This window comes from Streptomyces sp. SID5464, assembly GCF_009862985.1.
In the GTDB taxonomy this organism is placed as follows: Bacteria; Actinomycetota; Actinomycetes; order Streptomycetales; family Streptomycetaceae; genus Streptomyces; species Streptomyces chartreusis_D.
Map to the genome: position 1 here is coordinate 197,773 of NZ_WWIQ01000059.1, position 23,562 is coordinate 221,334.

A 23,562-nucleotide genomic window follows, 5' to 3' on the forward strand; every position below is an offset into this window, starting at 1 on the left:
CGCCGACGTGTTGGGCGGGGCCCGCTCACGTCCGGACCGGATCAGCAGATGCGCGGCAACTGCTCGCCGAGCGGCAGATCCACCACCCGGGTGCCGCCGAGGCCGGTGGCGGCCACGACCATGCCGGGATGGTCGGCGACGCACTCGCCGATCAGCGTGGCCCCGGCACCCTGAGGGTGGGCTCGCATCGCCGCGACGACCTCGTCCGCCGCCGAGAGGGGCACGAAGGCGACGAGCCGGCCTTCATTGGCGACGTAGAGGGGATCGAGGCCGAGGAACCCGCAGGCGTTCGCCACCGCGTCCGGCACCGGGACGGCGCGCTCCTGAAGCCGGACCCCGGTCCCCGAGGCGCGGGCGATCTCGTTGAGGGACGCAGCCAGGCCACCCCTGGTGGGGTCGCGCAGCACATGGATGTCCGGGGTGACGGCCAGCATCGCCGTCACCAGATCCGCCAGCGGCGCGGTGTCGCTGGTGACCTCGACCCCGAACTCAAGCCCCTCCCGCACGCTCATGACCGCCACCCCGTGCAGACCGATCGGCCCGCTGACGATCACGGCGTCTCCCGGCCGCGCACGCTGGGGACGGATGTCCACCCCGTCCGGGACGAGCCCCACACCGGCGGTGGTGACGTACACACCGTCGCCGTGCCCGGACTCCACCACCTTCGTGTCACCCGTGGCGATGGTGACCCCGGCGGCCTCGGCCGCCGCACCCATGGCGCGCGCGATCCGCTCGACGACGGTCAGCTCCACGCCCTCCTCCAGGACGAACGCGGCGGAGAGGAACGCGGGCCGCGCACCGCTCATCGCCAGGTCGTTGACGGTGCCGTTGACCGCGAGGTCGCCCAGGCTGCCGCCGGGGAAGAACAGCGGCCGGACCACGTAGGAGTCGGTGGAGAAGGCCAGCCGCGCGCCGCCCAGTTCGAGGACGGCGGAGTCGGCGAGACCGGCGAGCGTGGCGTTGCCGTAGGCGGGCGCGAAGACCTGCTCCATCAGCTCCGCCGACAGTGCTCCGCCTCCGCCGTGCCCCATCACCACCACCCCCTGGTCGCGTAGTGGGGCGGGGCAGGTCCAGTCGGCCGGGTCCACCACACCGGCGAGTCGTTCAGGCAACGGGAGCCGCCTCCTCGTGTGCGGCCCCGCCCGCTTGCGGGGTCGGGGAGTTCATCCGGCGGTACAGGTAGTAGGCCGCGCAGGCGCCCTCACTGGAGACCATGGTGGCGCCGAGCGGTGTGCGCGGGGTGCAGATGGTGCCGAACGCGGCGCACTCGGTCGGCTTGATCAGGCCCTGGAGCACCTCACCGCTGCGGCACTCGGCGGGCTCCTCGGTGCGGATCCCGGTGACATCGAAGCGGTGCTCGGCGTCGTACGCGCGGAAGGCGTCACGCAGCCGCCAGCCACTGGCCGGGATCCGCCCGATACCGCGCCAGGACCGGTCGGTGACCTCGAACACCTCCTCGATCATGCGCACGGCGGCCGGATTGCCCTCCTCGCGCACGGCACGCGGATACGCGTTCTCCACCCGGTGCTCGCCACGCTCCAGCTGGCGGACCGCCCTGCGGATGCCCTCCAGGATGTCCAGTGGCTCGAACCCGGTCACCACCATCGGCACACCGAACCGCTCGGCCAGCTCGGGGTACTCCGCCGTGCCCATCACGCTGCACACGTGTCCGGCGGCCAGGAAACCCTGCACCCGGCAGGCCGGAGCCGTCATGATCGCCTCGACGGCCGGAGGCACCCGCACATGCGACACCAGCAGGCTGAAGTTGTCCAGACCCAGTCTGCGCGCCTGGTGCACGGCCATCGCGTTGGCCGGGGCCGTGGTCTCGAAGCCGATCGCGAAGAACACCACTTCCCGGTCCGGGTGGCGGCGGGCCAGTTCCAGGGCGTCGAGCGGCGAGTAGACCACGCGTACGTCGCCGCCCTCGCCCTTGACCCGGAACAGGTCGCGGCCGGTGCCCGGCACCCGGAGCATGTCACCGAAGGAACAGAAGATCACCCCGGGCCGCGACGCGATCTCCAGCGCCTTGTCGATGACCTCCAGCGGTGTGACGCATACGGGGCAGCCGGGGCCGTGGATCAACTCAACCTGTTCGGGGAGCAGTTGGTCGATGCCGTGCCGGATGATCGAGTGGGTCTGCCCGCCGCACACCTCCATCAGGGCCCACGGCCGGGTCGCGGTGGCCCGGATCTCGTCCAGCAGTCGCCGGGCCAGGCCCGGATCGTTGAACTCGTCGATGTACTTCACGCCGGTCCAGCCTCCTTCGCCGCCTGCTCCCAGGCGTCACCGAACTCCTCCTCCAACAGCCCCAGTTCCTCGAACAGCTTCAGCGAGGCCAGGGCCGATTCCTCGTCCAGGCGCTGGAGAGCGAAGCCGACATGCACGATGACGTACTCGCCCACCCGCACATCGGACACGTACTCCAGGCACGCCTGTTTCTGGACTCCGCCGAAGTCGATCAGCCCGGTGAGCGGATCCGCGCTGTCGTCGATGGCCACGACCTTGCCGGGCACTGCCAAACACATGGGTCACTCCTCCTGTCGTAGGTGCGCCGCGACCACCAGTTGGCCGAGGGCCAATCCGCCGTCGTTCGGGGGGACTTCGCCGTGCTGGAGCACCACGAAGCCGTCGTCGGCCAGCAGCCGCGTGCACTCCTCCTCCAGCAGCGCGTTGGCGAAGACCCCGCCGCTGAGGGCGACCGTGGCCAGGCCGGTGTCGCGGCGTGCACGCCGGCAGATCTCCGCGACGGCCCGCGCCACCCCGCGATGGAAGCGGGCGGCGAGCACGGCGGCCGGGACACCGCGCCGCAGGTCGGCGACCAGCGTCCTCAGCATCGGGGCCGGGTCGTACGTACCGGCGGCGAAGCCGAAGGCGTACGGCGATGAATCGGCGTCCCAGGCCGCAGCGGCCGTGGCCTCCAGCTCCAGGGCGGCCTGCGCTTCGTATCCGGCGCGATGGCACACGCCGACGAGCGACGACACGGCGTCGAAGAGGCGACCCATGCTGGAGGTGGCCACACAGGCCAGGCCACGCTCCAACTGCCGGTGAAGCACGGTGAGTTCGTCGGATGCGCAGGCCCTGACACAGGGCAGGTCCGCCTCCCACGGCAGCCCCGCCGCCCACAGCCGGGCCAGGGCCAGGCGGCAGGGGTTGGCCACGCCCGCGTCGCCGCCGGGCAGCGGGGCGGGGGCGAGACGGGCGTAGCGCCGGAAGCCGCTGTAGTCGGCGAGCACGATCTCGCCGCCCCAGACGGTGCCGTCGTCACCGTAGCCGGTGCCGTCGTAGGCGACTCCGATCACGGGTGCGGTGCCCTCGAGACCGTGCTCGGCCATCGTCGAGGCGATGTGCGCGTGGTGGTGCTGGACCAGCACCGGGGCGTGCCCGGCAAGTCGGGTGGCCCAACTCGCCGAATGGTATCCAGGGTGCCGGTCAGCGGCGACGACTTCGGGGGTGACGCCGGTCAGGCACCGCATGTGCGTCTCCGCCCGCCGGGCCGCCTCCAGGGTGGTCAGATCGCCCATGTCGCCGATGTGCGGACCGAACCAGGCGTGGTCGCCCTCGCCGAGGCACAGGGCGTTCTTCAGGTCGCCGCCCACGGCGAGCGCCGGCCGCACCGGCACCGGCAGCCGCAACGGGCGGGGCACGTACCCCCGGGACCGGCGCAGCACCTGCTCGGTGCCGTCTGCGCGCACCCGCAGCAGGGAGTCGTCACAGGGCGAGGCGATGGGCCGGTCGTGGGCGAGCCACGCGTCGGCCAGCCCCGCGAGCCGGACCAGTGCCTCGTCGTCGTCCGTGACGATCGGTTCGCCGGAACGGTTGCCGCTGGTCATGACCAGCACGCGCGGTCCCGGCGGATCGCCGGGCAGGCCGAACAGCAGGCTGTGCAAGGGCGTATAGGGCAGCATCACGCCGAGACGGGGGCTGCCGGGGCACACGCCCGGTGCGAGGGCCGCCTGCTCTGCCCGTCTGCGGAGCAGGACGATGGGGCGCCGGGGGCTGCTGAGGGCGGCCAGTTCGGGCGCGGAGAGCACGGCGATCCGTCGTGCGGTGTCCAGGTCCGCGCACATCACCGCGAACGGCTTGCCGCCGCGTGCCTTGCGGGTGCGCAGCGTTTCGACGGCCCGCGCGTCGGTCGCGTCGCACGCCAGGTGGTAGCCGCCGAGACCCTTGACGGCGACGATCCGCCCGGCGGCCAGCAGCGCCCGTGCCGCCGCCAGGGCGCCCGCGTCCCGCGCCGGACGGACATCGCTGCCGGGCGCGGGAACCAGGTGCAGCCGGGGACCGCAGCCGGGGCAGGCCACGGGCTGGGCGTGGAAGCGGCGGTCGAGGGGATCGCCGTACTCCCGGGCGCAGTCGGCGCACATCGGGAAGCCGGCCATGGTCGTGACCGCCCGGTCGTACGGCATGCCCGTCGCGATGGTGAAGCGGGGGCCGCAGTGGGTGCAGGTGACGAAGGGGTGCCGGTGCCGACGGTCGGCCGGATCGGTCAGGTCCCGCAGACAGTCGGAGCAGGTCGCCGTGTCGGGCGGGAGACGGGTGCGGCCGGGGGAGTGGTCGGTGGCACGGATGGCGAAGGTGTCGTCGGCGCCGCTGACGGGCAGCTCCTCGACCCCGACGTCGGTGACAGCGGCCAACGGCGGCGGCTGGGTGGCCAGCCGGTCACAGAAGTCGGCGACGCGTTCCGGCGGGCCCTCCACCTCGATGAGGACTCCGTTCGCCGTGTTGCTCACGAACCCCGCGAGCGAGAGACCGGTGGCCAGGCGGTGCACGAAGGGGCGGAACCCCACGCCCTGCACGGTGCCGCGCACGGTGACGCGGCGGCGCACCGCCTGTGTTGCGGGCGCTGTCACGAGACGAGACCGGCTTCGGCGCCCTCACGGGTGTGGCTGTGCGGGCGGGGCGCCAGAGGAGGCCGGTGCACCGCGGCCCCGTCCCGCGCGGCGAGCACCCGCTCCAGAAGAGCGTCGACGCCGGCGCCCGTGCGGGCGCAGGACCGCAGCACCTCCACCCCCGGGTTGACCCGCTGGACGTGGGTGTCGAAGGCCGTCTCGTCGAACCCGGCGGGTTCGGCCAGGTCGGTCTTGGTCAGCACCACCAGGTGGGCGGACCCGAATGCCGTCGGGTACTTCAGCGGCTTGTCCTCGCCCTCCGTCACCGCCATGAGCACGATCCGCAGGCTCTCGCCGAGGTCGTAGGACGCCGGGCAGACGAGGTTGCCGACGTTCTCCACGAACAGCAGCGAGGTCTCCTCGGGCAGCCAGCTCTCCACATGGCCGCGCAGCTGCCGTGCCTCCAGATGGCACAGTCCGTCCGTCAGCAGCTGCTTCACCGGGGCTCCCGAACGGGCCAGCCGGTCGGCGTCGTTCTCGGTCGCCAGGTCGGCGGTGAGCGCCGCCACCGGGAGGCCGCGCTCCACCGCCCGGGTGAGCACCCGCCCGAGCAGTTCCGTCTTGCCGCTGCCCGGGCTGGACAGCAGATTGACCACGCTCACCGCGCGGCGGGCCAGCTCGTCGCGCAGGCCCGCGGCCAGACCGTCGTTCTTCGCCAGGACGGCTTGAGTGACCTCGTCCACGGAATCGCACATGGGCGCCGCTCCTCGCGGTCGATGGGGAAAACGGTCCGCCACCGATCCTCGGCGCCGTCCTTCACGGTGCCCGGCAGCCCGGCGGGGACAGGGCGGGCGATTCGTCCGGGTGGCTCAACCGGGGCGTGGCCGCGGGGTCCGCCAGCAGCACCGGAACCATGGTGTGCAGGGCCGCGACGGCCCGTCCGACCGCTTCGCGCACCGTCCCGCTGACACCCGGGGCGATGTCCTCGTCGGCGGGTGCCCGCAGTTCCGGCTCGCAGGCCAGGACGAGCACGCGCGGGAGCGGCTCGTCGCCCAGGTGGGCGGCCAGGGCGAGGACCTTCGCCGGGTCCATGCCGTGTGCCTCGGGCGGGGCGCCGGCCGTGGCGCGGTCGGGCAGGTCCGGCTCGATCAGCGACAGGGTGCCCGGCTCGTGTCCCCGTACGGCCGCGTCGACCAGGACGGCCGTGTCGTGGCCGTCGAGCAGTGCGTAGGCCAGGTCCAGGCCGCGGATCCCGAAGTCCCCTACCCTCACCTCGGGCGGCAGCGGGCGCTGCTCCAGGGCGCGGATCACCTCGGGGCCGAAGGCGTCGTCCGCGAGGAAGATGTTGCCCACGCCCGCCACGAGCAGCCGCGCACTCATCCGGCGCCCCCGTGGGCCAGCGGCCGGGCGGAGCCGATCGGGTTCTTGCGGACGAAGGCGGACCGCAGGGCGTGGTACGGCGCCTGCGGGTCGAAGAAGACGGCACGCATGCGGGCGAGTTCGGTCCGCCGGTATTCGGCGAGGGGGCGCTGGAGCTCGTCCGCGTGACGTGCCGTGGCCTTGGCGGTGATCCGGCGTGCGAGATCCGGGTCGCCCGCCACATCGGCAGCCAGGCGCTCGACCTCGCTCGGGAACTCCCCGGCCGGGACGGGCACCAGACGATCCACCAGCCCGATCCGCTCAGCCGTGGCGGCGCTCACCGGCAACGCCTCGCTCGTCAGCCGCTCGGCCGTCTCGGCTCCCACGCGGCGCGGCAGCGAGTACGTCCAGTACTCCGATCCGTACAGGTCCATGTTCCGGTAGTGCGGGTTGAGGACGCTGCCGGTGCGGCACCACACCTCGTCGGCGGCCAGGGCCAGCATGACACCGCCGGCTGCCGCGTTGCCGCCGAGCGCCGCCACCACCAGCCGGTCGGTGGTGCACAGCACGGCCTCGACCAGGTCGTTCATGGCGACGAGGTTGGACCAGGACTCGCCCGCCGGGTCGCTCGACGCCTCGATGACGTTGAGGTGGATTCCGTTGGAGAAGAAGTCGCGGGCGCCGCCGAGCACCAGCACCGACGTGGAGCGGGTGAGCGCGTACCGGTAGGCGGCGAGCAGCCTGCGGCAGTGGTTGGTGCTCATCGCCCCGCTCGGGAACGAGAAGGACAGGAAGCCGATGTCGTCCCGCTGCCGGTAGCGGATGTCGGACCAGGTGGTGCGGTTCGGCGGCAGTTCGAGCGGGGCGGCGATCTCCGGCAGCCAGTACGGGCGGGGGGTCGAACTCGGCATGCCGGGGCCGCTGCCGGGCGGGGCGGGGAAGGAGGCGAGGACCGAGGCCGCCGGGCGGCGGAACGGTGCCGGGTCGCCGGAGCTCTTGCGGGGGCGCAGTTCCGGGATCCACACCGCACCGTCCCGGGTGGCCCGGCAGACCGCGCCGGACCGGGTCGCGAGCAGCTCGCCGGGCCGTCCGCGCAGCCGGTCCTCGGGGTGCCCGCCGTGCAGGAACACCTCCCGGCCGCAGAGTTCGTCCAGGACGCCCGGCTGCGAGTCGGCCCCGCGGAGCTTGCGCAGCACCGTTTCCGTGCTGTCGTTCTCCCAGTCGATCCGCCGCTGCTCCTGGCGGAAGAAGTCCCGCCACACCACACGCGTCCCGGGATCGCTCTGGGGCCGCGGCTTGAACGATCCGTCGGCGTACCGCCGCACGGCCAGCAGCACGGCGGCCACGGCGGCGTCGGACACCTCGTTGCGGTACAGGTCGCCCTTGCCGACCGGCGGCACCGGGAAGGACCCGTCCGCCCAGATGTCACCGGCGTCCATCGCCGCCTCGGCCTGGAGCACCGTCACGCCCCACTCGGGCGCCTCCTCGGCGATCGCCCAGTCCAGCGACGACGGGCCCCGGTCGCCGGGTGGCCCCGGGTGCACGACCAGACAGGTGTGCACCTGCCACACGTCCTCCGGCAGGGCCGACTTCAGCATCGGCGCGACGATCAGTTCCGGACGCACCTCGCTGACGGCGGCCCGGACCGCGTCGGCGCCGTGGGAGGCGAGGACGACGTCCACGCGGTGGCCCTGGTCCGACAGTTCCGCGTAGACACGCTGGGACAGGCTGTTGAACGCGCTGGCGACGAGCAAGATGTCCATGACATGGCATGGTCGCCGCTCGGGGGAGACCCGAGAAGGACCACGGCGGCGTTTCGCCGGTCTCCGCGGGTCTCTTCCGCCATCCGGACCGCCTGCGCGGCCGGGCCACTCGCCCGGCCGCGCGGTCACCCGCACGCCCGGCTTCTTGACGCGGCCCGCTTCACTGCGTGCGTTTGACGGCGCAGTCCGGCAGGACACGAGGGGAGACGCATGACGCGAGTGGGAGCACGGGCCGGCGGTCCGGCGCCGCGCAGCGTGGACGTGGCCCGGCCGGCCGGCGTCTCACAGAAGACGGTGTCGAGGGTCCTCAACGGGGAGCGCTGCGTCTCCGACGAGGCGCGCCGACGGGTGCTGGAGGCGGCCGGGGAACTCGGCTACCGCCTGAACGGCGCGGCCAGGGCGCTGGCCTCCGGGCGGACCCGCTCCATCGGCGTGGTCACGCTCGGGACCGCCCTCTACGGGCCCGCGTCGCTCCTGGTCGGCGTCGAGCACGCCGCGCGGGACGCGGGATACGCGCTCCGGGTGGTCAACACCCTGGAAGGCGACCCGGGAGGTGTCGTCGGCGCCGTGGAGTCGCTGCTGGAGCAGGGCGTGGACGGCATCGTCGTCTCCGAGCCCATCGACGGGGGAACGGTCTCCCTCAGTGTCGACGTGCCGGTCCTCGTCCTCGGAGCGCCGGCCGCGTTCGGCGGCACCCGGACCGTCGCCACGGGCGTCGGCGCCGAACTCCTCGCGCGCACCGCCACCGAACACCTGCTGGACCTCGGCCACACGACCGTCCACCACGTCGCCGGCCCCGAACGGTGGTTCGCCGCCCGGGACCGCCGGGAGGGCTGGCGCAGCGCCCTCGCCGCCCGGGGCGCGGAGCAGCCGGCCGTGCTCGTCGGCGACTGGTCGGCCGCGTCGGGCCACGGGGCGGGCTGCGCGCTCGCCGCCGACGTTGACGTCACCGCCGTGTTCGCCGCGAACGACGGCATGGCCATCGGCGTGATCCGCGCCCTGACCGAGGCCGGGCGGCGCGTGCCGGACGACGTCAGCGTGGTCGGCTTCGACGACATCCCCGTCGCCCCGCGTACGTGACCCCACCGTTGACCACGGTGCGCCAGCCGTTCGACGACGTGGCGCGAGAGGGACTCCGGCTCCTGGTGCAGGCCATCGAGAAGCCGGACGCGCCACTGCCACCGGCGAACGACCCCCTGGTCGAACTCGTGGTGCGCGCCTCGACCGCGCCTCCGCCGCCCCGGGAGCCGCAATCCCGGTAGCCGCCGGGCGGCAGTTGTCGTCGGTCCGGCGAGCCGGTCCCGTCCCTGTCTTGCCCGCGCCGTACCGCTGGCGCAGGCTGGTCCTATGGGTGGGCAAGAGGGCCCTACGCTCATCACCTCCGTCCAGCGGGCCATGCGGCTGCTGGAGGCGGTGAGCGCGCACCAGAACGGCGCGCCGGCCAAGCAGCTGGCGCGTGAGACCGGGCTGCCTCTGGCCACCGCCTATCACCTGCTGCGGACGCTGGTGCACGACGGGTACGTGCGGAAGCTGGATGACGGCGGGTTCGTCCTCGGTGACAAGTTGCAGACCCTCCGGACCACGGGCCGTGCGCAGGCGCTGCTCAGCCGCGTCCGGCCCACGCTCGCCGCGCTGCGGGACGAGCTCGCGACCCCCGCCTATCTCACCTTCTACGAGGAGGGCGAGATCCGGGTCGCCGAGATCGTCGACGGCCCCGGGACGCCCCGCGTCGATCTCTGGGTGGGCTTCGAGGACGCGGGGCACGCGACCGCGCTGGGCAAGTCCGTGCTCAGGGAACTGGACGAGGAGGCCCGCAAGGACTACCTCTCCCGCCACCACCTCGCCGACCTCACCCCGCGGACGATCACGAGCCGGCCGGAACTGCTCCGGCGGCTGGCGACCTCGCCCCTGGCCCCGGCGGTCACGGACCTGGAGGAGTACGCCCTCGGCACGGTCTGCGTCGCCGTCCCGGTGTACAGCGGGGACACACTCGGCTCCCTCGGCGTCTCGCTGCCGGCGAACCGGCTCTCCCGGCTGCCGGAGATCAGCACGCGGCTGCTCCCGACCGCGAGCCGCGTGACGCGGAGCCTCTCGCTCACTATCTGAAAATCCGCTCCTTGCCGGTGTCCCGGCTCACCTCGTTTTCTGGATGAAACAGACATTTCAGGGATGCGCCCTCCGCCCCGCGCCCCCGCTCACAGGTGAGGACCACGGACACAGACATGAGCCACCCCCGAGACCTTGGTGACGACCACTGGGCCGTACGGCCGTATCGCAACCGAGTGGCCGGTGCCGGGACCTCGGCGCGCAGACGCGTCGCCGCACAGCTGGCCGCCGGTACGCCCGTCCTGCCGGTGCTGATCGTCACCGTCATCGCGCTCGTCGACCTCACCGGTGGAGCCGGGATGATCTGGCTGCCCCTGCTGGCGGCCGGTCCCGCCCTCGCCGCCACGACCAACGGGCCCCGCGGAGTCCTCTGGATCGGCTTCCTTGCCGTCGCGGTCGGCGTGACGCTCGGCATCCGGGACGGAATGCCGGGCCGGGAACTGGCCGCCGTACTGTCGGCGCTGGTGGCCGTCACCCTCGCGAGCGGTCTGGCCGGCGTCCTGCGGGTGCGCCGGGAGCGCGTGCTCGCGGCGGTCCGCTCGGTCGCGGAGACCGCCCAGCACGCGCTGCTCAAGCCCGTGCCGTCGACCGTCGGACCATTCCAGGCGGCCGTCCGCTACAGCGCCGCGGCGGCCGAGGCCCGGATCGGCGGGGACCTCTACGCCCTGATACCGACCCCGCACGGAGTGCGGCTGATCGTCGGCGATGTGCGCGGCAAGGGGCTGCCGGCCGTGGGGACCGCCGCGCTGGTGCTCGGTGTCTTCCGCGAGGCCGCCCACGACGAGCCCGACCTCCTCGCCGTGGTCGACAGGATCGAGCGGAGTCTGGCGCGCAACCTCGGGCACGACGACTTCGTCACCGCAGTGGTCGCCGGATACCCGCAGGACGGGCACCTTGAGGTGGTGAACTGCGGGCACACGCCTCCGCTGCTGGTGCGCGCCTGCGGGAGCGTCACGCCGGTGGAACCCGCTCATCCGTCCCCGCCCCTCGGGCTGCGCGCCCTCGCCGGTCACGGGCCCAGCCTCCATGTGCTGCCCTTCGCCGACGGTGACCAGCTGCTGCTGTACACCGACGGCGTCACCGAAGCCCGGGACCACGGACAGGCCTTCTACCCGCTCGCCGAAGGGCTGGAGCGACACGTGTCCCACGAGCCGGCCCGCACCCTCGGCGCGCTCCACGACGAGCTGCTGGCCCATGTGGGCGGCCGGCTGCACGACGACGCGGCCCTGCTCCTGATCCGCAAACCGGCCGCATCCGAAGCAGGGCTGCCCGAGGTGACCGCTCCCGGCACGGTTCCCGCGGCCCGGTGCTGCCTGTGAGGGCGGGTCACCGCTTTCCGCGCAGGTCCTTGACCCGGCGGAGTTTGCCGAGGGAGCGCTCCAGGGTCTCCGGCTCGACGATCGACACGTCGACGGTCACGCCGACGCCGTCCTTGACGTCCTTCGCGATCGCGCGGGCGGCGGCTTCGCGCAGGCCGGCGGGCGTGCCGGGGCGGGTTTCGACGCGGACGGTCATGTGGTCCATCCGTTCGCGCCGGGACAGCTCGATCTGGAAGTGCGGAGCGACGCCGGGCGTGCGCAGCACGATCTCCTCGATCTGGCTGGGGAAGACGTTCACCCCACGCAGAATGATCATGTCGTCACAGCGGCCGGTGATCTTCTCGATGCGGCGGAAGGCGGGCCGGGCCGTGCCGGGCAGCAGCCGGGTCAGGTCGCGGGTGCGGTAGCGGACGACCGGCAGGGCTTCCTTGGTGAGGGAGGTGAAGACCAGTTCGCCCTCCTCGCCGTCGGGCAGCACCTCGCCGGTGAGCGGGTCGACGACCTCGGGGTAGAAGTGGTCCTCCCACACATGCAGGCCGTCCTTGGTCTCCACGCACTCCTGGGCGACACCGGGGCCGATCACCTCGGACAGGCCGTATATGTCGACGGCGTGGATGTCCGTCCGCTCCTCGATCTCGCGGCGCATCTCCTCCGTCCACGGCTCGGCACCGAAGATCCCCACCTGCAGCGAGGTGGACCGAGGGTCGACGCCCTGACGCTCGAACTCGTCGAGGAGCGTGAGCATGTAGGACGGGGTGACCATGATGATCTCGGGCCGGAAGTCCTGGATGATCTGCACCTGGCGCGCGGTCATGCCCCCAGAGGCGGGGATGACGGTGCACCCGGCCCGCTCGGCCCCGTAGTGCGCGCCGAGACCGCCGGTGAACAGGCCGTAGCCGTAGGAGATGTGCACCTTGTGCCCGGGGCGTCCGCCGGCGGCGCGGATCGAGCGGGCGACCAGGTCCGCCCACATGGACAGGTCGTTCTCCGTGTAGCCGACGACCGTGGGGCGGCCGGTGGTTCCGCTGGAGGCGTGGACGCGGCGGACCTGGTCCATGGGGACGGCGAACATGCCGAACGGGTAGGTGTCGCGCAGATCCGCCTTCGTCGTGAAGGGGAAGCGGGACAGGTCCGCCAAGGTCCGGCAGTCGTCAGGTCCCACACCGGCCTCGTCGAACTTCTTCCGGTACGTCTCCACGTTGTCGTAGGCGTGGCGCAGGCTCCGGCGCAGACGGTCGACCTGGAGCTCGCGCAGCTCCTCGCGCGCCAGGCGCTCTCCGTCGTCCAGCAGGCCGTGGGGGAGGGGCTCGCCCCGCCGCTGCCCGGCCGCCGCCGGGGTCGTCGCGGCCGTCGTCTCGCTGGTCATCCCGACTCCTTCGACGTCGTGCCCCGGATGCTGCGGCTGCGGCCCCGGAACTCCGCGATCACCGTGTCGCCCCGCAGGACGGTCACGTCGTAGAGGCCGCTGCGGCCGTACCGGGTGCGTTCCTCGGCCCGCGCCACGAGGACATCGCCCTCGTGCGCCGGAGCCACGAAGGTGATGTCGGCCCCGGCCGCGACCGTCATCGGGCCGTGGCTGTTGCAGGCGCAGGCGAAGGCGCTGTCGGCGAGCAGGAAGACATAGCCGCCGTGGACCATGCCGTGGCAGTTCACCATCGCCGGGGTCACCGTCATCCGGAGGGCAGCGGTCCCCTCACCGTGTTCCAGCAGCTCGACGCCGAGGCCGCGGGAGGCCTGGTCCGCGGCGAACATCGCCTCCGCGGTCGGCGTCACGTCACCGGTATGAGTCACTTCTCGCACCGCCTTGTAGTTCGATCGCATCATCTTGTGACCCGACCGACCATTCGGTTAGCTTCGGCGTCGCCAAGTAATCCAGCCGCCTCCGGGCCTGTCAAGAGCCGGGGTCTACCACGGCGCGCGGGGTCGTTCTATGATGGACCGAACGAATGGTCGGTTGGGAAGTGGGACGGATGGACACGACACACTCCAGCCCCCCGGGGGCGGACGGCGCCGAGCCGGTTCTCCAGCAGCACTTCGACGCGACGATCGCGCGGGATCGGCGGATCGAGCCGCGTGACTGGATGCCGGAGGGCTACCGCAAGACGCTGGTGCGGCAGATCGCGCAGCACGCGCACTCGGAGATCATCGGCATGCAGCCGGAGGGTGAGTGGATCACCCGTGCGCCGTCGCTGCGCCGTAAGGCCATTCTGTTCGCGAAGGTCCAGGACGAGGCCGGACACGGGCTGTATCTGTACTCGGCGGCGGAGACGCTGGGCGCCGACCGCGCGGATCTGACCGAGCGGCTGATCGAAGGCCGCCAGAAGTACTCGTCGATCTTCAACTACCCCACGCTGTCCTTCGCTGACGTCGGTGTGATCGGCTGGTTCGTGGACGGGGCGGCGATCTGCAACCAGGTCCCGCTGTGCCGCAGCTCCTACGGCCCCTATGCGCGGGCGATGGTGCGGATCTGCAAGGAGGAGTCGTTCCATCAGCGGCAGGGCTATGAGCTGCTGATGACGATGATGCGGGGGACCGAGGCGCAGCGGGAGATGGTGCGGGACGCGGTGGACCGCTGGTGGTGGCCGTCGCTGATGATGTTCGGCCCGCCCGACGACGCCTCGCCCAACTCGGCGCAGTCGATGGCCTGGAAGATCAAGCGGCACAGCAACGACGAGTTGCGTCAGCGTTTTGTCGACATGACGGTCCCGCAGGCCGAGAAGCTCGGCGTGACACTGCCCGACCCGGAGCTGCGCTGGAACGAGGAGCGCGGGCATCACGACTTCGGCACGCCCGACTGGGACGAGCTGATGCGGGTCATCAAGGGCGACGGCCCGTGCAACGCCCAGCGGATGGAGCGGCGCCGCACCGCTCACGAGGAGGGCGCCTGGGTGCGTGAGGCGGCCACCGCCCACGCGGCCAAGCAGGCGGCCCGCGCGCAGAAGGGAGCGGTGGCATGACCGCCGACAGGCAGAACTGGCCGCTGTACGAGGTGTTCGTGCGGGGCAAGCGCGGGCTGAACCACGTCCACGTGGGCTCGCTGCACGCCGCCGACGACCGCATGGCGCTGACCCACGCCCGTGACCTGTACACGCGGCGCAACGAGGGCGTGAGCATCTGGGTGGTGCGCTCCGAGCACATCGCCGCCTCGACCCGCGACGAGAAGGACCCCTTCTTCGAGCCCAGCGCCGACAAGGTCTACCGGCATCCGACCTTCTACGACATCCCCGACGACGTCCCGCACATCTAGTCCCGCCGAGGCCATCGAGGAACAGGCATGAGCGACGACCACGTCTACATGACCCTCGCCGAGGGACACGAGGACGACACCCGCTGGGCCTACGGCACCGGCTTCGCAGACCCCCTGCACGGCGTGGACACCACCGTCCCCGACGATGTCGACGCCCGGGAGCTGGCCGCCCTCTGCGTCACCCTGGCCGACGACGCCCTGGTATCGGCCCAGCGGCTGGCCGAGTGGACCACTAGGGCGCCCGAGCTGGAGGAGGAGGTGGCGCTGGCCAACATCGGCCTCGATCTGCTCGGCCAGGCCCGCCTGCTGTACTCCCGCGCGGGCCGGGTCGACGGGACCGGGCGCGACGAGGACGCCTACGCCTACTTCCGTGACGCCGACGAGTTCCGCAACGTACGCCTGGCCGAACTGCCGAACGGCGACTTCGCGTTCTCGATCGTGCGACTGCTGGTGTTCTCCGGCTGGCGCCTCGCGCACTTCGAGCGGCTCACCACCCACCCCGACCCGGTGCTCGCGGCGATCGCGGCCAAGGGTGTGAAGGAACTGGCCTACCACCGGCAGTACGCGGCCGAGTGGGTGGTGCGGCTGGGCGACGGCACCGAGGAGTCCCACCGCCGCACGCGCAGGGCGCTGGAGCAGGTGGCGCCCTACCTGGGTGAGTTGTTCACGGCGTACGACGCCCGGGACGAGGTCGTCGCGGTCCTGCGCCAGGTCACCGAGGCGGCCGGGCTGCCCATGCCCGCCCACCGGCCGCTGCCCGGCTCCGGCCGCGCCGGCGAGCACACCGAGCATCTCGCCCCGCTGCTGGCCGAGTTGCAGAGCGTGGCCCGCGCCCATCCGGGGGCGACATGGTGACGACGGCTCTGGACGCGCGACGGGCCCGGCGCATCGCCGAGCAGGTGCCCGACCCGGAGCTGCCCATGCTCACGCTGGCCGACCTCGGGGTGCTGCGCGAGGTGTCCCTGGATCCGGACGGGACGGTCGTCGCGAGCCTGACCCCGACCTACTCGGGCTGCCCGGCCATGGCCGAGATGCGCGCCGGCGTGGCCGCCCGGCTCAAGGCGGCCGGCTACCCGCGTGTGGAGATCCGCACGGTCCTCGACCCGCCGTGGACCAGCGACTGGATCACGCCGGCCGGCCGTCGCAAGCTCGCCGAACACGGCATCGCCCCGCCCGGGGCCGCACCCGCGCGCGCCGCCGGACCGGTCCCGCTCGTGCTGTCGCCGACCCGCCGCTCGGTGCCCTGCCCCCGCTGCGGCAGCGCGGACACCGAGGAGACCTCCCGCTTCGCCGCCACGTCCTGCAAGGCGCTGTGGCGCTGCCTCGCCTGCCGCGAGCCGTTCGAGTACGTCAAGGAGATCTGATGGAGGACCTGATGGAGCCGGCCCCCGCCCCGGCGCCGCGCGCGCGAGCCCGCCGACGTCCGGTCTTCCACCCCCTGCGGGTCGCCGCCGTGCAGCCGCTGTGCGAGGACGCGGCGGCCGTCAGCTTCGACATCCCGCCCGAGCTGGCCGAGGAGTTCGTCTTCGAGCCCGGCCAGTCGCTCACCCTGCGGCGCGAGATCGACGGCCGGGACGAGCGCCGCTCCTACTCGATCTGCTCACCCGCCGGCACGGCACCGCGCATCGGTGTCCGGGTCGTGCCCGGCGGACTGTTCTCCTCCTGGCTGGTGCACGAGGTGCGCCCCGGCGACACCGTCGAGGTGATGGCCCCCACCGGCGCCTTCACACCCGACCTCACCACCCCCGGCCACCACGTCCTGATCGCGGCCGGCTCCGGCATCACGCCCATGGTCTCCATCGCCGAATCCGTCCTGGCCGCCGACTCCCGCTCGACGGTCACCCTCCTCTACGGCAACCGCCGCACCGGCACGGTGATGTTCGCCGACGAGCTGGCCGACCTGAAGGACCTCTACCCGACGCGGTTCCAGCTCGCCCACGTCCTCTCCCGCGAGCCCCGCGAGGCCGAGGTGCTCTCCGGACGCCTCGACGCCGACCGGCTCTCGGCGCTCGTCGACGCGCTGGTCGACGTACCGTCCGCCGACCACTGGTGGCTGTGCGGCCCGCACGGCATGGTCCGCGCCGCCCAGCAGGTGCTGGCCGGCCTCGGCGTCCCCGGCGACCGCGTCCACCAGGAGCTGTTCTACGCCGACGACGAACCCGTACGCGAGGTCCAGCACGCCGAGGCCGGCCCTTCCGGCCCGGTCAGCCAGGTCACCGTCACCCTCGACGGCCGCTCCACCACCTCCGCCCTGCCCCGCGAGCGGACCATCCTCGAAGGCGCCCAGCAGACCCGCCCCGACCTGCCGTTCGCCTGCAAGGGCGGGGTCTGCGGCACCTGCCGCGCCCTGGTCACCGACGGCAAGGCCGACATGCGCCGCAACTTCGCCCTCGAACCGGCCGAGGTCGACGCGGGCTACGTCCTCACCTGCCAGTCGTTCCCCGTCTCCGACACCCTGACGGTGGACTTCGACACCTGAGCGACTGCGCAGTCATGTGACGGCTCCGACGGTGGAGGGGCCGTGTACGGAGGAAGACCGGCCGAGGTGCTGGGCAGCTTCATCGCGGCGGGTTCCGGGCGGCGAAGAACCCGGACCTGTACCTGACCGGCGCGTCCCCAGGGGCGCCGCTGACCCTCCAGCACGAGGCCGCGGACGGCTCACAGGAATGGCGGCTGGTCCGGCGGGCGGGGCCTCGGGCCGACCCACGCTCACTCGGTGCGCAGGACGCGCAAGGCCGTGAGCGCCACGTGGAGTTCGGTGCGCCGTTCACCGGATTCGAGGTCGGTGTCGAGGAGGCGTTCGATGGTGCGCAGACGCTGGTACATGGTCTCCCTGGACAGGCCGCCGCGGCGGGCCGCGGTGGTCTTGTTGCCGGCGGCGTCGAGGTAGTGGCCCAGCGTCGTCAGCAGGTCGGTGCCGTGCCGGGTGTCGTGGTCGATGAGCCGGCCGAGCCGCCGTTCGGTGTAGTCCTGGACGCGGGTGTCCCCGCGCAGGGCGTACAGCAGGCGGCGCAGGTCGATGTCCGGCAGCTCGTGGAAGGAGCGGTCCGCGGGGAGGACCTGGCCGGGCGGGGTGGCCTCGGTGACCCGGGCCGCCTCCCGGAAGGAGCGTGCGGTGTCGGCGAGTTCCGCCACCGGTGAGCCGACGCTCACGATCGCCTCGGGGACCAGGCTCAGCGCGGTGCGGCTCAGGCGTTCGGCCACGGGGCGCCACGGCTGGGAGGGGCGCAGGGCCAGCAGGACGCCGAGGCGGCCGGGGGAGAGCTCCCCGACGAGCGCCGGGACCCCCGCCGACCTGAGCTCTGCGTGCAGCCGGGTCTCGGGCTCGCTCCCCCCGGCACCGGCGCCCAGGTCGACGAGGATCGCCAGGAAGCGGCTGTCCCGGGTGGGCAGGCCGAGCGCGGCGCAGCGGGCGCGGGCGTCCTCGGGGGAGTGGTGGCGCTGCTCCGCCAGCTCCCGCAGGGCGCTGCGATGGGCCGCGTGCTCCCAGGGCGTGGAGTGGATGAGCCGGGCGACGGTCAGGGCCATCGCCGTTCTCTCCAGGACGGTGATGTGCTCCGGCCCGAAGCCCGGATCCTCACCGGGGGACGGGAGCATGGCCAGGCGCCCCCAGCGTTCGCCCTGGTAGGAGACCGGTGCCGTGAGCCAGCCCTCCGGGCCGCCCACCTCCGTGTGATCACCGGGCGCGGTGGCCCGGGAACGCTGCTCCCAGTCGGTGAGCGCCTCCTCCACCGTGCTGCCCGACGGCTCGCAGATCAGCGCCTGGTGCACCAGGTTCTCCAGGACGACCGTCCGGCCGCTCATCTCCGCCGCCGCGCGCACCACGTCCGCAGGGCCCGCGCCGCGCAACGTCAGGGCCGTGAACGCCTCGTGGACGCGTTGCGTCCGGCGCATCGCTTCGGCCTGGTTGCCGAGGATGAGGGCGTGGACGACCTGGGTGACCTCCAGGAAGTTGACGTCCCGGGCGAGGGTCACCAGGGGCAGCCCCCGGGCACGGCAGGCCTGGACGAGGGCGTCGGGCGGGCGGTGGTAGCGCCGTACCAGCTCGATGACCAGCGCGGCCGCTCCCACCTCGGTGAGTTCGTCGACGTACCGGCGGACGCCCGCGGCGTCCTCGGGCAGCGGCATGCCCGTGGTCAGGACCAGCTCGCCGCCCTTGAGGAAGGAGGCCGGGTCCGTCAGCTCGGTGATGTGCACCCAGCGCACCGGCCGGTCCAGCTGCGCCAGCCCGGTGACGACCTGGGGCTGTCCGGCGGCCAGGACGGGCAGGGCCAGGACGTCGCCGACGGTCGGCGCGCGACCGGCCGGGGCCGTCGGATGGTTCTCGTTCACGGTGTCTCCCTGCTTGCCCGGTCACTCTGACAAGCGGCACTGACCTGCGCAAGAGCTGCCCACACAAGGGGCGGGCGGGACCCGAGGGGTCCGGCGGTTGACACAACGTCCGAACAACGCGTTCCGGCTGGACAGATCACGCGTTGTCGCCTTTCGCGGTGGCTTGGATGCTCGGTTACCGGAGCTGAGCAAGCCATCAGACCTCGACGTAGGCCGGGAGACGAACATGACCGCACTGTCGCCGCACCTTCGCCAGGCCACACCCGTGGTGGCGGCCCGGGGCGAAGGCGTCCACCTCTACGGTGAGGACGGCCGCCGCTACCTCGACTTCACCGCCGGTATCGGCGTCACCAGCACCGGGCACTGCCACCCCAAGGTCGTGGCGGCGGCGCAGGAGCAGGTGGGCACCCTGATCCACGGCCAGTACACGACCGTCATGCACCAGCCGCTGCGCCGCCTCGTCGACAAGCTCGGCGAGGTGCTGCCGGCCGGTCTCGACAGCCTGTTCTTCACCAACTCCGGCAGCGAGGCCGTCGAGGCGGCGCTGCGGCTGGCGCGCCAGGCCACCGGCCGGCCCAACGTCATCGTCTGCCACGGCGGCTTCCACGGCCGTACGGTCGCCGCCGCCTCCATGACCACCTCAGGGACCCGCTTCCGGTCCGGTTTCTCCCCGCTGATGAGCGGTGTGGTCGTCACCCCGTTCCCGACGGCCTTCCGCTACGGCTGGGACGAGGAGACCGCCACCCGCTTCGCGCTGAAGGAGCTCGACTACACACTGCAGACGATCTCGTCGCCCGCCGACACGGCCGCGATCATCGTCGAGCCGGTGCTCGGCGAGGGCGGGTACGTGCCCGCGAACCGTGCCTTCATGGAAGGGCTGCGCGAGCGCGCGGACCGGCACGGCTTCCTGCTGATCCTCGACGAGGTGCAGACCGGCGTCGGCCGCACCGGGCGCTTCTGGGGCCACGACCACTTCGGCGTCACCCCGGACATCCTCGTCACCGCCAAGGGCCTGGCCAGCGGCTTCCCCCTCTCCGGCATCGCCGCCTCCGAGGAACTCATGACCAAGGCCTGGCCCGGATCGCAGGGCGGCACGTACGGCGCCAACGCCGTCGCCTGCGCCGCCGCCTGCGCGACCCTCGACGTCGTCCGCGACGAGAAGCTCGTCGAGAACGCCGAAGCCATGGGCAAGCGGCTGCGCCACGGCCTGGAGGCGGTGGCCGACCGGACCCCGGGCATCGGCGACGTCCGGGGCCTCGGCCTCATGCTCGCCACCGAGTTCGTCACCGAGGACGGCAGCCCCGACCCCGAGACCGCCGCCCGTGTGCAGCGCGCCGCCGTCGACGAGGGCCTGCTCCTGCTGCTGTGCGGCGCGTGGAACCAGGTGGTCCGCATGATCCCCGCCCTCGTGATCGACGAGACGGGCGTGGACGAGGGCCTCCAGGCCTGGGCGAACGCCGTCGAGGCCGGCACCTCGGGAGCGGCGGGCCGATGACCACCACCACCCGCGACCTGGCGGGTCTCACGGCCCGTATCGCCGAGATCGCGCCCGGCCTGCGGGTGGAGACCGGCCCGGGGGCGACGGGCCCCTACGCCTACGACGCCTCCAACTACCGTGTGCCGCCCCGGGCCGTGGCCTACCCGCGCACCGCCGACGACGTGGTCGCGGTGCTGCGGGCCTGCCGCGAGACGGGTGTTCCGGTCACGGCCCGGGGCGGTGGCACCAGCATGGCCGGCAACGCGGTCGGGCCCGGTGTCGTGCTGGATTTCTCCCGGTACATGAACCGGATCCTGGACATCGACCCGGCGGCCCGCACCGCACGCGTCGAGGCCGGCGTCGTCCTCGACGCCCTGCGCGGCGCGACCGCCCCGCACGGGCTCGACTTCGGACCCGACCCGTCCTCGCACAGCCGCTGCACCCTCGGCGGCATGATCGGCAACGACGCGTGCGGGAACCGGTCCGTGCGCGACGGGCGGACCAGCGGCCACGTCGAGGCCCTGGAGATCGTGACGGCCGACGGCGTGCGGGCCGTGGCCGACCACTCGGGGCTGCGGGCCGCCGAGCCGGGCGACGCGGAGGCTGTGCGGCGCGTCGCCCGGCTCGAAGCGGACCTCCGGCGGCTGGTGGAGGGCAACCTGGCGCTGATCCGTACCGAGCTGGGCCGGATCCCGCGTCAGGTGTCCGGGTTCCAGCTGCATCATCTGCTGCCGGAGAACGGCTTCGACGTGTCCCGCGCGCTCGTGGGCACTGAGGGCACCTGTGCGGTCGTCACCGCCGCGACGGTCCGCCTGGTGGCGACCGCACAGGCATCCACGCTGCTGACCCTCGGCTACGAGGATGTGGTCGAGGCGGCCGAGGACGTACCGGAGATCCTGCGCTGGTCGCCCAGTGCGGTGGAGGGCATGGACGAGGCGATCGTCGCCACCATGCGCGCCCGCCGTGGTGCGGATTCGGTGACCGGGCTGCCCGAGGGACGGGCCTGGTTGTACGTCGAGCTCGAAGGCGACGACCAGGCCGCGGTGAACGCCCGCGCCGCCGAGCTGCTGGATGTGCTCAGGGCCCGGGGGCGGATGACCGGCGGCCGGGTCGTGGAGAGCCCGGCAGAGCGCCGTTCGCTGTGGCGGGTGCGTGAGGACGGGGCCGGGCTGGCCGCCCGGCTCGTGGACGGCGGGGAGTCCTGGCCGGGCTGGGAGGACGCGGCCGTCGCGCCGGAGAACCTGGCCTCCTACCTGCGCGACTTCCGCAAACTGCTGGCCTCGCACCAGCTGACCGGCGTGCTGTACGGGCACTTCGGCGCGGGCTGCGTGCACGTGCGCATCGACTTCGATCCCGCCAGCGAGACGGGCCGGACGGTCATGCGCCGGTTCCTGACCGAGGCGGCGGCGCTGGTGGTCGGGCACGGCGGCACGCTGTCGGGTGAGCACGGCGACGGCCGCGCCCGTAGTGAGCTGCTCGAGGTCATGTACAGCCACCGCATGATCGCCGCGTTCGCCGCGTTCAAGCAGACCTTCGACCCCGACGGGCTGCTCAACCCCGGCGTGATCGTCGACCCGGCCCCGCTGGACGCGGATCTCGCTCTGCGTGAACTCCCGCTGGTGGAGACGACGTTCGGCTTCCCGCACGACGAGGACGGTTTCGCGGGCGCCGTGCGCCGCTGCGTCGGTGTGGGCCGCTGCCGCAGTGACGCGGGCGGGGTGATGTGCCCGAGCTACCGGGCCACCGGCGAGGAGAACGACTCCACCCGCGGCCGGGCCCGGCTGCTCCAGGAGATGGTGCGCGGCGAGGCCGTCCAGGACGGCTGGCGCTCGTCCGAGGTGCGCGATGCCCTCGACCTGTGCCTGTCCTGCAAGGCCTGCTCCAGCGACTGCCCGGTCGGTGTCGACATGGCCACCTACAAGGCGGAGTTCCTCCACCAGCACTACAAGGGCCGCCTGCGCCCCCGCTCCCACTACTCACTGGGCTGGCTGCCCAGGACGTCCGCCCTGGCCGGATACGCCGCACGACCGATCAACGCCCTGCTGCGCGGACCGTTCGGCACGCTGCTCGCCCGTCTCGGCGGCGTCACGACGAAGCGCAGGATCCCCGCCTTCGCCTCCCGGCGCGCCCTGCGCCGGATCCTGCGCGCGTCCAAGGCAGCAGGGCCGGCGAAGGCGGTGCTGTTCGTGGACAGCTTCACCCGCGCCTTCCGCCCCGAGGTCGCGGGAGCCGCCAGCCGCGTCCTGGCCGACGCCGGCGTCCCCTGCACGCCCCGGGACGGCCTGTGCTGCGGACTGACCTGGGTCAGCACCGGGCAGCTGAACACCGCCCGCACCATCATGGCCCGAACCGTCGACGCCCTCGACGACGGCGACGACCGGCCCATCGTCGTGGCCGAACCCAGCTGCGCCGCCGCCCTCAAACGCGACGTGCCCGAACTGCTCGGCACCGATGCCGCCCGCCGCGTCGCCGACCGCGTCCACACCTTCACCGGAGCCCTGACCGACCTGGCCGACCAGGGCTGGAGCCCGCCGCCGCTGCCCGGGAACGTCGTGCTCCAGACCCACTGCCACGAGTACGCCACCTTCAAGGGCCGCCGCCCCGCCGACCTGCTGCGCCGCCTCGGCGTCCGCGATGTCGACGAGGCCGAGGGCTGCTGCGGACTCGCCGGCAACTTCGGTTTCGAGGCACAGCACTACGACACCTCGATGGCCGTCGCGGACCTGGCCCTCAAGCCCCGCCTCGACGCCCTCGACGGACGCCCCGTCGTCGCCGACGGCTTCAGTTGCGCCACCCAGATCGACCACCTCGCCGGCGCCCAGGGCACCCGGGCCCTGCACCTCGCGGAACTCCTCGACCCCGCCGCCGATCACACAGGAGAGACATCATGACCGAGGTACTGACCCAGTTGTTCATCGGCGGTGCCTGGGTGGACGCCGCGGACGGCGCCACGATGCCCGTCGACGACCCCGCGACCGGCGAGATCCTCTGCCACGTCGCCGACGCCGGCCCCAAGGACGCACGGCTCGCCGAGGAGGCCGCCGTCCAGGCCCAGGCCGAGTGGGCGCGTACGGCGCCCCGGGCACGCAGCGAGATCCTGCGCCGCGCCCACGAGCTCATCCTGGAGCGC

General features: G+C 72.9%; 20 protein-coding genes and 1 pseudogene. 11 read left to right on the forward strand and 10 right to left on the reverse strand.

What is annotated here, in order from left to right; genetic code table 11:
- Positions 1-41: 41 nt before the first annotated feature.
- The 7 genes from hypE to GTY47_RS29450 all read right to left on the reverse strand — a co-directional run bounded on the left by hypE (position 42) and on the right by GTY47_RS29450 (position 7,951).
- A complete protein-coding gene (gene hypE, locus GTY47_RS29420; RefSeq protein WP_029181453.1) occupies positions 42-1,112 on the reverse strand; it encodes a hydrogenase expression/formation protein HypE in 1,071 nt (356 codons plus the stop codon).
- Positions 1,105-2,247: a hydrogenase formation protein HypD gene (gene hypD / locus GTY47_RS29425; protein WP_010043915.1), complete on the reverse strand. Its 1,143-nt coding sequence runs from the start codon at positions 2,245-2,247 to the stop codon at positions 1,105-1,107. The genes hypE and hypD overlap by 8 nt, the downstream gene beginning before the upstream one ends.
- On the reverse strand, positions 2,244-2,525 hold the full coding sequence (locus GTY47_RS29430) for a HypC/HybG/HupF family hydrogenase formation chaperone (protein WP_029181454.1): 282 nt from the start codon (positions 2,523-2,525) through the stop codon (positions 2,244-2,246). Before GTY47_RS29430 ends, hypD begins: the two co-directional genes overlap by 4 nt.
- 3 nt (positions 2,526-2,528) lie before the next feature.
- Entirely contained in the window at positions 2,529-4,850 is a 2,322-nt protein-coding gene (gene hypF / locus GTY47_RS29435; RefSeq protein WP_029181455.1) for a carbamoyltransferase HypF, read from the reverse strand.
- The gene (hypB, locus tag GTY47_RS29440; RefSeq protein WP_010043921.1) at positions 4,847-5,584 is read right to left on the reverse strand and encodes a hydrogenase nickel incorporation protein HypB; all 738 of its coding nucleotides are present in this window, start codon (positions 5,582-5,584) and stop codon (positions 4,847-4,849) included. Before hypB ends, hypF begins: the two co-directional genes overlap by 4 nt.
- Before the next feature lie 61 nt (positions 5,585-5,645).
- Complete coding sequence (locus GTY47_RS29445) at positions 5,646-6,209, reverse strand: hydrogenase maturation protease (RefSeq protein ID WP_010043924.1); 564 nt, start codon at positions 6,207-6,209, stop codon at positions 5,646-5,648.
- A complete protein-coding gene (locus tag GTY47_RS29450) occupies positions 6,206-7,951 on the reverse strand; it encodes an enoyl-CoA hydratase-related protein (protein ID WP_010043926.1) in 1,746 nt (581 codons plus the stop codon). The genes GTY47_RS29445 and GTY47_RS29450 overlap by 4 nt, the downstream gene beginning before the upstream one ends.
- Positions 7,952-8,161: 210 nt before the next feature.
- Here GTY47_RS29450 and GTY47_RS29455 point away from each other — a divergent pair.
- From GTY47_RS29455 to GTY47_RS29465, 3 genes and pseudogenes are all read left to right on the forward strand, one after another.
- Positions 8,162-9,213 (forward strand): annotated as a pseudogene (locus GTY47_RS29455) (LacI family DNA-binding transcriptional regulator).
- An 85-nt stretch (positions 9,214-9,298) separates the two neighbouring features.
- Positions 9,299-10,057, forward strand: coding sequence for an IclR family transcriptional regulator (locus GTY47_RS29460; protein WP_010043927.1), 759 nt, complete (start codon positions 9,299-9,301; stop codon positions 10,055-10,057).
- A 116-nt stretch (positions 10,058-10,173) separates the two neighbouring features.
- Positions 10,174-11,376 carry a PP2C family protein-serine/threonine phosphatase gene (locus tag GTY47_RS29465; RefSeq protein ID WP_173937222.1) on the forward strand — a complete coding sequence of 401 codons (1,203 nt, stop codon included), beginning with the start codon at positions 10,174-10,176 and terminating at the stop codon, positions 11,374-11,376.
- A 7-nt stretch (positions 11,377-11,383) separates the two neighbouring features.
- On the opposite strand, the gene paaK is transcribed toward GTY47_RS29465, so the two are convergent.
- Positions 11,384-12,742, reverse strand: a complete 1,359-nt coding sequence (paaK, locus tag GTY47_RS29470) for a phenylacetate--CoA ligase PaaK (protein WP_010043929.1) — start codon at positions 12,740-12,742, stop codon at positions 11,384-11,386.
- A complete protein-coding gene (gene paaI / locus GTY47_RS29475; RefSeq protein ID WP_050810292.1) occupies positions 12,739-13,128 on the reverse strand; it encodes a hydroxyphenylacetyl-CoA thioesterase PaaI in 390 nt (129 codons plus the stop codon). The genes paaK and paaI overlap by 4 nt, the downstream gene beginning before the upstream one ends.
- Before the next feature lie 218 nt (positions 13,129-13,346).
- Here paaI and paaA point away from each other — a divergent pair, with 218 nt between their 5' ends.
- Genes paaA through paaE form a run of 5 tightly spaced genes read left to right on the forward strand, consistent with a single transcriptional unit; the run spans position 13,347 to position 17,102 of the window.
- Complete coding sequence (paaA, locus tag GTY47_RS29480; RefSeq protein ID WP_029181456.1) at positions 13,347-14,333, forward strand: 1,2-phenylacetyl-CoA epoxidase subunit PaaA; 987 nt, start codon at positions 13,347-13,349, stop codon at positions 14,331-14,333.
- A complete protein-coding gene (paaB, locus tag GTY47_RS29485; protein WP_010043938.1) occupies positions 14,330-14,623 on the forward strand; it encodes a 1,2-phenylacetyl-CoA epoxidase subunit PaaB in 294 nt (97 codons plus the stop codon). Before paaA ends, paaB begins: the two co-directional genes overlap by 4 nt.
- Before the next feature lie 27 nt (positions 14,624-14,650).
- Entirely contained in the window at positions 14,651-15,478 is an 828-nt protein-coding gene (gene paaC, locus GTY47_RS29490; RefSeq protein WP_010043940.1) for a 1,2-phenylacetyl-CoA epoxidase subunit PaaC, read from the forward strand.
- Positions 15,472-15,987 (forward strand): 1,2-phenylacetyl-CoA epoxidase subunit PaaD, encoded by a 516-nt coding sequence (gene paaD / locus GTY47_RS29495; protein ID WP_010043943.1) that lies wholly within the window; start codon positions 15,472-15,474, stop codon positions 15,985-15,987. The genes paaC and paaD overlap by 7 nt, the downstream gene beginning before the upstream one ends.
- Before the next feature lie 11 nt (positions 15,988-15,998).
- Complete coding sequence (gene paaE, locus GTY47_RS29500; RefSeq protein ID WP_040903686.1) at positions 15,999-17,102, forward strand: 1,2-phenylacetyl-CoA epoxidase subunit PaaE; 1,104 nt, start codon at positions 15,999-16,001, stop codon at positions 17,100-17,102.
- Positions 17,103-17,332: 230 nt separating this feature from the next.
- On the opposite strand, the gene GTY47_RS29505 is transcribed toward paaE, so the two are convergent.
- Complete coding sequence (locus tag GTY47_RS29505; RefSeq protein WP_010043948.1) at positions 17,333-18,955, reverse strand: PucR family transcriptional regulator ligand-binding domain-containing protein; 1,623 nt, start codon at positions 18,953-18,955, stop codon at positions 17,333-17,335.
- 226 nt (positions 18,956-19,181) lie between these two features.
- On the opposite strand from GTY47_RS29505, the gene GTY47_RS29510 reads away from it, so the two are divergent.
- From GTY47_RS29510 to GTY47_RS29520, 3 genes are all read left to right on the forward strand, one after another.
- Complete coding sequence (locus tag GTY47_RS29510) at positions 19,182-20,450, forward strand: aminotransferase class III-fold pyridoxal phosphate-dependent enzyme (protein ID WP_010043949.1); 1,269 nt, start codon at positions 19,182-19,184, stop codon at positions 20,448-20,450.
- Complete coding sequence (locus GTY47_RS29515) at positions 20,447-23,323, forward strand: FAD-binding and (Fe-S)-binding domain-containing protein (RefSeq protein ID WP_010043950.1); 2,877 nt, start codon at positions 20,447-20,449, stop codon at positions 23,321-23,323. The genes GTY47_RS29510 and GTY47_RS29515 overlap by 4 nt, the downstream gene beginning before the upstream one ends.
- Positions 23,320-23,562, forward strand: a 243-nt coding sequence (locus GTY47_RS29520; protein ID WP_010043952.1) for an aldehyde dehydrogenase family protein, incomplete at its 3' end; no start/stop codon positions are given. The genes GTY47_RS29515 and GTY47_RS29520, both read left to right, overlap by 4 nt.

Bases quoted from the DNA above. Each gene is read 5' to 3' on its own strand.
- paaC (WP_010043940.1), top strand. From the start codon at position 14,651: ATGAGCGACGACCACGTCTACATGACCCTCGCCGAGGGACACGAGGAC.
- paaI (WP_050810292.1), bottom strand. From the start codon at position 13,128: ATGTTCGCCGCGGACCAGGCCTCCCGCGGCCTCGGCGTCGAGCTGCTG.
- paaB (WP_010043938.1), top strand. From the start codon at position 14,330: ATGACCGCCGACAGGCAGAACTGGCCGCTGTACGAGGTGTTCGTGCGG.
- hypB (WP_010043921.1), bottom strand. From the start codon at position 5,584: ATGTGCGATTCCGTGGACGAGGTCACTCAAGCCGTCCTGGCGAAGAAC.
- GTY47_RS29510 (WP_010043949.1), top strand. From the start codon at position 19,182: ATGACCGCACTGTCGCCGCACCTTCGCCAGGCCACACCCGTGGTGGCG.
- GTY47_RS29465 (WP_173937222.1), top strand. From the start codon at position 10,174: ATGAGCCACCCCCGAGACCTTGGTGACGACCACTGGGCCGTACGGCCG.
- GTY47_RS29445 (WP_010043924.1), bottom strand. From the start codon at position 6,209: ATGAGTGCGCGGCTGCTCGTGGCGGGCGTGGGCAACATCTTCCTCGCG.
- GTY47_RS29430 (WP_029181454.1), bottom strand. From the start codon at position 2,525: ATGTGTTTGGCAGTGCCCGGCAAGGTCGTGGCCATCGACGACAGCGCG.
- paaA (WP_029181456.1), top strand. From the start codon at position 13,347: ATGGACACGACACACTCCAGCCCCCCGGGGGCGGACGGCGCCGAGCCG.
- paaD (WP_010043943.1), top strand. From the start codon at position 15,472: ATGGTGACGACGGCTCTGGACGCGCGACGGGCCCGGCGCATCGCCGAG.
- paaE (WP_040903686.1), top strand. From the start codon at position 15,999: ATGGAGCCGGCCCCCGCCCCGGCGCCGCGCGCGCGAGCCCGCCGACGT.
- GTY47_RS29450 (WP_010043926.1), bottom strand. From the start codon at position 7,951: ATGGACATCTTGCTCGTCGCCAGCGCGTTCAACAGCCTGTCCCAGCGT.
- paaK (WP_010043929.1), bottom strand. From the start codon at position 12,742: ATGACCAGCGAGACGACGGCCGCGACGACCCCGGCGGCGGCCGGGCAG.
- GTY47_RS29460 (WP_010043927.1), top strand. From the start codon at position 9,299: ATGGGTGGGCAAGAGGGCCCTACGCTCATCACCTCCGTCCAGCGGGCC.
- GTY47_RS29515 (WP_010043950.1), top strand. From the start codon at position 20,447: ATGACCACCACCACCCGCGACCTGGCGGGTCTCACGGCCCGTATCGCC.